General features: G+C 38.0%; 7 protein-coding genes. 2 read left to right on the top strand and 5 right to left on the bottom strand.

The window, feature by feature from the left end:
- Nucleotides 1–4: 4 nt before the first annotated feature.
- From V179_RS0121720 to V179_RS0121735, 4 genes are all read right to left on the bottom strand, one after another.
- Complete coding sequence (locus tag V179_RS0121720; protein ID WP_028393349.1) at nucleotides 5–1,390, bottom strand: GntP family permease; 1,386 nt, start codon at nucleotides 1,388–1,390, stop codon at nucleotides 5–7.
- A gap of 726 nt (nucleotides 1,391–2,116) precedes the next feature.
- Entirely contained in the window at nucleotides 2,117–3,793 is a 1,677-nt protein-coding gene (locus tag V179_RS0121725; protein ID WP_152534795.1) for a sigma-54 interaction domain-containing protein, read from the bottom strand.
- Between the two features lie 71 nt (nucleotides 3,794–3,864).
- Nucleotides 3,865–5,043 (bottom strand): acetyl-CoA C-acetyltransferase, encoded by a 1,179-nt coding sequence (locus V179_RS0121730; protein WP_028393351.1) that lies wholly within the window; start codon nucleotides 5,041–5,043, stop codon nucleotides 3,865–3,867.
- Between the two features lie 114 nt (nucleotides 5,044–5,157).
- On the bottom strand, nucleotides 5,158–6,105 hold the full coding sequence (locus tag V179_RS0121735) for a 3-hydroxyacyl-CoA dehydrogenase family protein (RefSeq protein WP_028393352.1): 948 nt from the start codon (nucleotides 6,103–6,105) through the stop codon (nucleotides 5,158–5,160).
- A gap of 653 nt (nucleotides 6,106–6,758) precedes the next feature.
- Between V179_RS0121735 and V179_RS0121740 the strand changes: the two genes are divergently transcribed.
- Nucleotides 6,759–7,535, top strand: coding sequence for a 3-hydroxybutyrate dehydrogenase (locus V179_RS0121740; protein WP_028393353.1), 777 nt, complete (start codon nucleotides 6,759–6,761; stop codon nucleotides 7,533–7,535).
- Nucleotides 7,536–7,767: 232 nt separating this feature from the next.
- Here the strand turns inward: V179_RS0121740 and V179_RS0121745 are convergent, their stop codons facing one another.
- Nucleotides 7,768–8,313, bottom strand: coding sequence for a helix-turn-helix domain-containing protein (locus V179_RS0121745; protein WP_028393354.1), 546 nt, complete (start codon nucleotides 8,311–8,313; stop codon nucleotides 7,768–7,770).
- Between the two features lie 150 nt (nucleotides 8,314–8,463).
- On the opposite strand from V179_RS0121745, the gene V179_RS0121750 reads away from it, so the two are divergent.
- A complete protein-coding gene (locus V179_RS0121750) occupies nucleotides 8,464–9,825 on the top strand; it encodes a D-serine ammonia-lyase (RefSeq protein ID WP_028393355.1) in 1,362 nt (453 codons plus the stop codon).
- The last annotated feature ends 285 nt before the right edge of the window (nucleotides 9,826–10,110 follow it).

Consider the following 10,110-nt stretch of genomic DNA (forward strand, 5'->3'; position numbering starts at 1 on the left):
ATTTTTAGATAAATAGTGATGCTGAAAATGCCAGAATAAATACAGCCGCTGTTTTCAAAATCGTAATGGCAAAAATATCCTTATATGATTGACGATGTGTTAGCCCTGTAATGGCAAGTAGTGTGATAACCGCACCATTATGTGGAAGCGTATCCATTCCTCCGGAAGCCATGGAAGCAATCCGATGTAGCATCTCAGGAGTAATGCCAAGGTTTTGTGCCAATTGCAAATAGTGACTTCCCATTACTTCCAAAGCGATGGACAATCCGCCAGAAGCAGAACCAGTAATACCAGCAAGAACGTTTACAGCAATTGCTTCAGATACGAGCGGGTTGCTACTAGCATTGAAAACTGACTCTTGAATCACTTTAAAGCCAGGCAATGTTTTAACTACATTCCCAAATCCAACTTCAGATGCTGTGTTAAAAATAGCTAACAGTGAGCCCATTGCAGCAGCTGTTAATCCGCTTGCCAGCTTTACTTTAATCCGTTTAACATTTAGAAGCATCGCTGCGAGAATTCCAATTGTTAAAGCGACAATCAATGACCAAGAAGAAGTAACTGTACTTACATTAGCTATATTGAAAGTTTCCGCTAATTCGGTTTGATTGTACCAATTCTTAACAGAAATTCCACTGCGGCTAAACAAATAGTTAAACAAAATTACAAGAACGAGTGGTACTATCGCCAACCAAAAATTTGGGAGCGACGCATTTGCTGTCGTTTCTGGTTCATTAATATGGCCAGTTCCATACCCTTCCCCTTTAACTAAAGCTTGTTTACGGCGGCGCTCAAGCCAAATCATTCCGCCTACAAATACGATAATGGCTCCGATAATCCCAATTAATGGCGCTGCATAAGTATCTGTTCCAAAATAATTCGTTGGAATGATATTTTGGATTTGCGGAGTTCCTGGCAGTGCATCCATTGTATAAGTAAATGCTCCAAGCGCTATTGTTCCCGGAATAAGTCGTTTCGGAATATCTGCTTCTTTAAAAATAGCAGCTGCGAATGGATAAACAGCAAACGCAACTACAAACAAGGAAACTCCGCCATATGTCAACGCGGAGCAGGCTAACACAACGGATAGAATCGCCCGCTTCGATCCTAATTTTTTTACGATCGTTTGAGCAATCGATGCCGCTGCACCGCTCATCTCCATCACTTTCCCAAAGATGGCCCCTAATAAAAAGATTGGGAAAAATGATTTCACATAGTTAGCTGCATTGGTCATATATGTTTCTGTATAACTTGGTAACAAAAGTCCTCCAGATAAAACAACAGCAAGTAAAGTAACAAGCGGTGCGATTATAATAACTGGATAACCCCGATACGCCAAAAAGATCAACAAACCAAGAGCCAACACAATTGCAATAATCTGAATGGCCAAGTAAATTCCCCCTTTGATTCAAATTAAATCCCATCCCCCCAAAAAAATCTTCCGTCTATCAAAATAACTATGATTCTCTAAAATAGCCTATTCCCATTAAAACCTGCCTTCCCCAAGTCAGGTCAAAATAGGTTGGTTCGAAAGTGTTTCTGATGATGCCGAACTCATTCACCACAAGCAAACGCTTACAAATCCCCGTACACATGCTGAAAACTATTTATATTACAGAGAAACCATTCAACCTATATTTATGCAAGTTCCATGCCAAACTTAACTATGTTCTTTCTTAGAGCGATGGTTCTTCCTAAAATAATTTTATAAAAAACAATTATCCATAAAATCAATTAGAATTCGGCCATGAAAATCAAAAATTATCTGATCACTGTTCGTCTTTTTTTACAATTAATAATAGAGAGTCAAAATCATGTTCGGTTTATCTTACACATGATGAATTTCTACTTTTTTCGTGTACGGATTTTATTACAGATCTCCATTTCTCCATCAAACTTTTATGAGCGTCTGCTCTAAAGCCCTACGATGATAAAAATTAAAGTTCTAGAATTGTATAACCTAATGAAGGTGGCGGTGCGAAAGTGATCGTACACAGCCCCACCCCTTTTCCACAGAAAAAACTGTCCCAAGTTAAGGTTGCACTACTACTAAATACCGTATTAAGCACGTTAATCAGATAAAGTAGAGGCACGGACCTTTTCGAGACAGCTTTTCCTAAGGCAACAAGCCATATTTCTTCATTTTTTCATATAGTGTTGTCCGGCTAACACCTAATTGTTTGGCCGTTTCAGATTTATTTCCTTGAGTCATCCTTAAACAAGCTAATATTGTATTACATTCCGTATATTCCACCACTTCAGCTAATGAACGGATTGAAGTTATTTCTTTTTGACCAGCTATTTCTTCAGGTAGATGCTCTTTCGTAATGGCTGTTCCTTCATCTACAAAATTCAATGCGCGTTCAATAATATTCTCTAACTCTCGTATATTACCAGGCCAAGAATAGAAAGTAAGTAAACGTAGAGCATGGTCACTAATACCTTTTACCTGCTTTTTCATAATCTGTTGGTATTTATCGATAAAATGATTGACTAAAATTTCAATATCTATTTGCCGTTCTTTCAACGACGGAATCATAATTTCCATAACCTTTAAACGATAATACAAATCAAGCCTAAACTCTCCCTTAGCTACCATTTCTTCTAAATTACGATTCGTTGCAGCAATCACTCGCACATCAATCGGGATACTACTAGTGGAACCTACACGTTCAATCTCTTTTTCTTGTAAAACGCGGAGTAACTTTACCTGCATATGCAATGGCAGTTCACCCAATTCATCAAGAAAAATGGTGCCACCGTCTGCCGCTTCGAACTTACCTGCTTTCCCACCTTTCTTTGCACCTGTAAAGGAACCTTCTTCATATCCAAAAAGTTCCGATTCTAATAGCTCTCCTGGAATCGCAGCACAGTTTACCTTAACAAATACACCCATAGCACGACGACTAGCATTATGAATGGAATGGGCAAATAACTCTTTACCAGTTCCGCTTTCACCTAATAATAATACATTTGAATCGCTTTTAGCTGCTTTTCTCGCTTGATCAATTACCTCATTAAAAGCTACACTTTCCCCGATTAAATGTTCGAAAGTATAGGAAGCCTTGTTTCTTTCACGGAAATCGCCCTTGTACTTTTTCAGCTCAACCTCAAGCATTTTAATCCGTTTAGATATTGCCGTAACCTGCCCGACATTTTTGAATAAAACCTTACCGACAGCTCCCGTCACTTTATCGTTTTTCCGGATCGGCGATCGGGTCACGATCATATATCCTTCTTTTACTTTCTGAAGCTCCGCTAGCTCTTGTTTCCCCGTTTTCGCGACAATATGCATTCGAGTGTTTTCAATCACCTCTGTCACATGCTTGCCAATCGAGCTTTTCTGATCAACACTAAGAAAATCTGCATAAGCCTGGCTCAGTACTTGAACATACCCATCAGGATCAACCATGACCAAACCGTCATAAGCAAATTCGATCATATCTTTAAAGAGTAATTCTTCATGATTATCTATATTAAGAAAATCATTTTTATTATTTGAAAATAAAAGAAGATAAATCTGGTATTCTTCTTCTAAAATCATAATCACTTCTTTTCGGACAATACCATGGATACCATTTAACTGAATTGGTGTATTTACGCTCGGCGTAAGCTTTTTTTCGGTAATGATTGAAAGTTTGACATCTAGTTGGTTTTCGGAAAAAGACTCTACTATCACCGAATTACACATAAAGATATCGCTTTCATTTTTTGCAACAAAAACACCGAACGGTAATTTATCCACTATTGCTTTCAAGATTTCAAATTGAATAGATTGATCATTAATGGTCATACCCATTCTCCTTATTTTTCTCTTTGTACTACTCATTATAGCATAGGAAAAAGAAGGAAATGCCATTAAAATCAAAGTCGCTCAACAATCAATGACGTCCCTTGCCCACCGCCAATACATAAAGTAGCTAATCCTCGTTTTGCATCCGTACGTTTCATTTCATATAACAAAGTGACTAAAATCCGGGCCCCTGAAGCACCTACTGGATGCCCTAATGCAATCCCGCCGCCATTCACATTTACTTTGTTTTTGTCCAAGTCAAGATCTTTAAGTACTGCCAGAGATTGGGCTGCAAACGCTTCATTTACTTCAAATAGATCGATATCAGCTACTGATAATCCTGCTTTTGCTAACGCCTTTCTTGTCGCAGGCACCGGGCCATATCCCATGATTTTTGGATCTAGGGCGGCATTCGCATAAGATGTAACGGTTGCTAGTATTTCAAGTCCTAACTCCTCCGCTTTTTCTTTTGCCATCAGTACAAGCATCGCACCACCGTCATTGATACCAGATGCATTTCCAGCTGTTACGGTGCCATTTTCTTTAAATGCAGGACGTAGCTTTTTAAGCTGTTCCATCGTTAATCCATGTCTCGGATGCTCATCTTGATCAACGATAATCGTTTTTCCCCTCTTTATAATTTCAACAGGAACAATTTCCTCGATAAAACGCCCTGCAAGCTGAGCCTTTTCAGCTTTCCATTGACTATTTAAAGCAAACTCATCCTGCATTTCACGGCTAAACTCCCATTGTTGGGCAATATTTTCCGCTGTAACTCCCATATGAATGTCATTAAACGCATCTGTTAATGCATCATAAATCATAGAATCGACTGCTTTTGCATCCCCCATTTTCTGACCAAAACGGTAAGTAGGAAGTATATACGGCGCATTGCTCATGCTTTCGATCCCGCCTGCTAGAATCACATCTGCATCTCCAAGTGCAATAAACTGTGCACCCATCATGACAGTTCGTAAACCAGAACCACATAACTTATTAACCGTTAATGCTGGGGTCGTTTCCGGAATTCCAGCATGAATAGCTACTTGACGAGCAACATTTTGTCCTAAACCAGCTGATAAAATATTCCCTATTAAAACCTCATCAATCCATTCAGCTCGAATGTTTGCCCGTTTGATTGCTTCCTTAGCCGCTACCACTCCTAGATCCACTGCTGATACGCCACTAAGGCTTCCTCCAAATGAACCAACTGGTGTTCTGGCTGCTCCTACAATTACTACGTCTCTCATTTTACTTCCTCCTTTTCTGTGGAAAAGGGGCGGTGCTTCGCAAAATCAGCTCCGCACCGCCACCTTCATTAGGTGATACAATTTAAGAACCTGAACTTTTTTTAACGTTGAGCTTTAGATCAACTGCTCATGGGTGCTTTTTATTCTATTAAGTCTAATAAAATGGCGATCTCTTTCATTTAATTTCTGAGAAACAGAAACTGTTTCATAGTTATAGATCCCTACTCCAGTTTTAGTACCTAGGTTTTCCTGCTCAACCAAATCGCGAATGACTGAAGGTGCTTCGATGCTTTGATCTAAATCTGGAGCGATATTATCAAACACTCTTTGCCAAGTATCTAACCCACCAAAGTCAGCAATTTCGATTGGTCCAGTAAATGCCCAACGAAAGCCAGGGCCCGCTGTTACTGCCATATCAATATCCTCAGCACTCGCTACCCCTTCTTTTAACAAGTAAAACGCTTCACGCATTAAAGCCGTCTGCAAACGGTTGGCAACAAACCCTGAAATCTCTTTTTTTAGAAGTATGGGGGTCTTACCGATACTACGAATTAATTCTAGCGTTTCCTTGACTATTTCTGCTTTGGTCTGGTCATGTTTCACGATCTCAACCAAAGGTACAAGATGGCCTGGATTAAAGAAATGAGTGATCATCATCCTCTCTGCAAATGATGTCTTTTCAACTAGCCGAGATATTGGAAAGGTGGATGTATTTGAAGCAATTATTGCTTCTGATTTGATCAACAACTCTAATTCTTGATACAAATCCCACTTCAGCTCAATCACTTCTGGAATCGCCTCAATAATAAAATCCGCTGCGCAGACAGCCACTGTCAAATCACAAGTATACGTAATAGCAGCTTCGGCTTGGTGTTTTCCCTGTTCAGTCAACACACCTTCTTCAACTAGTAGAGCAAGATTATCGGAAATCAATCCTTTTGCTTTTGCCAAGTAATCTACTTCAATATCATGTATGACAACAGAATACCCATTAACAGCAAAAGATTGCGCTATCCCACTCCCCATCACCCCTGAACCTATGATCGCAATCTGTTTTATCATAGCAACTTCTCCTTTCTAAAAGAAAAACCGTCACCGATCCTTCACTACAAAAATAATTCTTTTATCCCGCATTAACGGGCAGTAAGCCGCCACCTCAAGGCTTAGAAGAATCGAAGAAGTGTAGGTACGGGACAACTACTCGTAAAAGCCCGATTGATGAGATACAGTGAAACTTGCCTTTGTGGTTTTCAAAAGTAAGTTTGCGCCCACAGGATGTAGGTCACACAGACGTTGCCGCAGGATGCGGCGCACTTAGTCTGTGATTCCATTGAATCGGGTTCGTACTGTCGATTAATCGAAGCGGTAGCGAAGATCATAGCGACAGTAGAACGGGACTAACAATCAGCGGGGATAAAGCACCCCACTGATTGAAGTTTCACTTTATCCGTCAAGGTGACATGTGATACGTTTAAATTATGTAGCCATTACTATTACATGCAATAAGCATGCCAAAAATAAGAGTTTATAAAACTTCTATAAATCTCTTTAAAAATTTCGAAGATTATGATAGACTACACATCAAAACCTAACTCTAAAAACCTTCCCCCAATTTTTATATCAAACTAACTTCCCTTATTTAAAATTTCCTAAGTACACATGCCCAAGACTATTTTTGCAAGTAGCCATTACATTTTTTATTGGAGGAATGTAAAATGGTTAATCAAAAAGTAGCCATCATCACTGGATCAGCAAGAGGTATCGGTTTCGAAATTGGTAAGTTTTTTGCAGAAAATGGAGCAAAAGTTGTATTGTCTGATCTTAACCAACAAGCGGTTGAAGAATCAGCTCAAAAACTTAAAAACAATGGTTTAGAAGTGATCGGCCTTAAAGCAGATGTAACTAAAGAAAAAGACATTATTCAGCTGATTGAACAAACAAAAAGTAAATATGGTCGTATCGATATTTTTATCAATAATGCTGGGCTCCAGCATGTCTCTCCTATCGAGGAGTTTCCAACAGAAAAATTTGAACTCATGATAAAAATTATGTTAACGGCTCCGTTTATCGCTATCAAACATGTATTGCCGATTATGAAGGAACAAAAATTTGGAAGAATTATCAATATTTCTTCCATCAATGGCATAATTGGGTTTGCTAATAAAGCTGCCTATAACAGCGCCAAACACGGCGTCATCGGCTTAACAAAAGTAGCCGCCCTAGAATGCGCTTCTTCAGGTATTACTGTAAATGCCCTTTGTCCTGGGTACGTGGATACACCTCTTGTACGAGGACAGTTGCAAGATCTCGCAAAAACAAGGAAAGTACCATTAGAAAGTGTCTTAGAAGAAGTCATCTACCCACTAGTACCGCAAAACCGTTTGCTCGATGTCAGTGAAATCGCCGATTATGCAATCTTCCTCGCGAGTGAAAAAGCTCGTGGCATTACCGGGCAAGCTGTTGTACTTGATGGTGGGTATACCGCACAATAAACAACCACAACTGAGGCATAACAATTAAATTTGTTATGCCTTCCTTAGATTACGAATGACTTAAAGCATCTAAATTAATTCGAAAATTTTAGATCATCTAAAAAAAAAGGCCCCGAACATAAATATGTTCGGGGCAAATTTGTATTATTTCATTTTATTCTTAGGCATTTTTCTACCTGTGTTGCTCAACAATCATGTCCACTTGCGGAAGAATATTTTACATTAATGCACATTAAAACGCAGGTGGGGTAACTGAAAATAATACAACTGCATTTTGACTAAAATTATTTTCCCATTTATGTTTCAAATTTGCTGGTATTTTCACACTATCACCAGCTTCTAATAGATATTCTTCATCACCCAAATACACCTTAATTTTTCCTTCCAAAATAAATGCTACTTCTTCTCCTTTATGTTCTAGAAGATTTTCGGATGAAGAAGTATTCGAGGGAACTTTCATAATCGCTGTTGTTAAATTTCCTGTAAAATCAGGTGATAATAACTCATAAGACAAATTATCAATGATCATTTTCTTACGTTTACTAGACCTTACGATTAAATCCTCCGTAATTGTTTCTTCAAGTAAAAAACTAAAAGTTGGAACATTTAGGGTTTTAGCTAAAACCTTTAGGGTTTGAATAGAAGGATTCGCCACTCCTCGTTCAATTTGACTTAACATTGAAGGTGTAATATCAGCTAATTTTGCTAACTCCCTACTACTTAACCCTTTAGCTTTTCTATATTTTTCAACTTTCTTACCAATATCTATATTTTCCATAATCGATACTCCTTTATAAAGTGTTAAATTTAATTTGAATAAAGTAAATAATATTTAACATCGAGATAATCGTGTGTTAAACTGTATTTAAGGTAATTTAATTATAATTTATAAAGCGAATTGCTACAAGAAATTAGGAGGGGCAAACAAATGAAAGAGATTGAAAGCAAAGAACTACAAACATGGAAAGACCAATATCCTTTACTAAATAAGCTAATTTCGATGGATGAAGTATTTTGGCTAAATCCAAATGTCGAAAAATTTCAAACGGGAATTATTAAATCCCCCCTTACTCAAGACGATGTACATGATGCAGAGGAAAGATTGAAACGTTTTGCCCCATATATCGCCAAGGTTTTCCCTGAAACAAAAGGATCAAACGGTATCATAGAATCTCCTTTAGTAAGAGTTCCTTCGATGAAACAATCATTAGAACAAGAGTATCAGCAGCCTATATTAGGTGAATTATTACTAAAATGTGATAGTCACCTTCCTATCTCAGGTTCTATTAAAGCAAGGGGAGGGATTTATGAAATTCTCAAACATGCAGAAGAATTAGCTTTTCAACATCAATTGTTAACGATTCATGATGATTATTCGATTTTAGATAGTGATAGGTTTCGAACCTTCTTTTCACAATATTCAATCGCAGTAGGCTCTACTGGAAATTTAGGACTTAGTATTGGCATCATCAGTGCAAAGTTAGGTTTTAATGTTTCTGTTCATATGTCAGCTGATGCAAAACAGTGGAAAAAAGACTTGCTTAGAAGCAAAAATGTCAAAGTTATTGAATATGAAGCTGATTATAGTAAAGCTGTAGAAGAAGGTAGAATCCAAGCAGATAGTGACCCTACATGTTATTTTGTGGATGATGAAAATTCCCACGACCTATTTTTAGGATACGCAGTTGCCGCGTCTCGATTAAAAAAGCAATTAGAAGAGTTAGAGATAACAATAGATGAAAACCATCCTTTGTTTGTTTATCTTCCATGTGGAGTAGGTGGTGGCCCTGGAGGCGTAGCCTTTGGTTTGAAATTATTGTATCAAGACAATGTACACTGTTTCTTTGCAGAACCTACACACTCACCGTGTATGTTACTCGGTTTAATGACTGGACTTCATGATAAAGTTTCTGTACAAGATGTTGGTATCGATAATGTAACAGACGCGGATGGACTTGCTGTAGGAAAGCCATCTGGGTTTGTGGGTAAAACTATGGAACCTTTTCTAAGTGGTAATTATACGGTTAGCGATGAAAATTTGTATAAGTTGCTAAAAGAATTAGTCGATACAGAGGGAATCCATTTAGAACCTTCTGCACTAGCAGGCATGATAGGACCAAGTAAATTATGTACAGAGGGCATCAAATATATACAAAATCATAGTTTAACAGAAAAGATGAATAATGGTACACATATTATTTGGGGGACTGGTGGAAGTATGGTCCCTGAAGAAATGAAGAAGCAATATTATCAAAAAGGGTTAAAATTAGCGTTAGAGAAACAAAAGTAAATTGACACGGGGTAGTTTAACCCCGTGTTTTTTCTTTTCTTATTAAACTAATATCCTGATAGTCTAGGCTCCACAAACTGGCCCGTTTGCGTAATATGAAAAGATTCTACATTATCAAAAGTAGATAATCAAAAGGGGAAAAACGTCGCTTTCAAATCTACAAAGGATCTTGCAGTAAGACACTGTTTTTTGCTATTTACGAATTAAAGAAAAAGAGTTCCCACAAAATGTGAGAACTCTTTTTCTTTAATTCGACCATTTAATACCGGTGGCCGGGGTCGAACC

It is taken from the genome of Bacillus cihuensis, assembly GCF_000504145.1.
Lineage (GTDB): Bacteria > Bacillota > Bacilli > Bacillales > DSM-1321 > Peribacillus > Peribacillus huizhouensis.

What these genes read in the sequence shown, in the direction of transcription:
- V179_RS0121725 (WP_152534795.1), bottom strand. Translation starts at nt 3,793, where the DNA reads ATGACCATTAATGATCAATCTATTCAATTTGAAATCTTGAAAGCAATA.
- V179_RS0121730 (WP_028393351.1), bottom strand. Translation starts at nt 5,043, where the DNA reads ATGAGAGACGTAGTAATTGTAGGAGCAGCCAGAACACCAGTTGGTTCA.
- V179_RS0121735 (WP_028393352.1), bottom strand. Translation starts at nt 6,105, where the DNA reads ATGATAAAACAGATTGCGATCATAGGTTCAGGGGTGATGGGGAGTGGG.
- V179_RS0121740 (WP_028393353.1), top strand. Translation starts at nt 6,759, where the DNA reads ATGGTTAATCAAAAAGTAGCCATCATCACTGGATCAGCAAGAGGTATC.
- V179_RS0121745 (WP_028393354.1), bottom strand. Translation starts at nt 8,313, where the DNA reads ATGGAAAATATAGATATTGGTAAGAAAGTTGAAAAATATAGAAAAGCT.
- V179_RS0121750 (WP_028393355.1), top strand. Translation starts at nt 8,464, where the DNA reads ATGAAAGAGATTGAAAGCAAAGAACTACAAACATGGAAAGACCAATAT.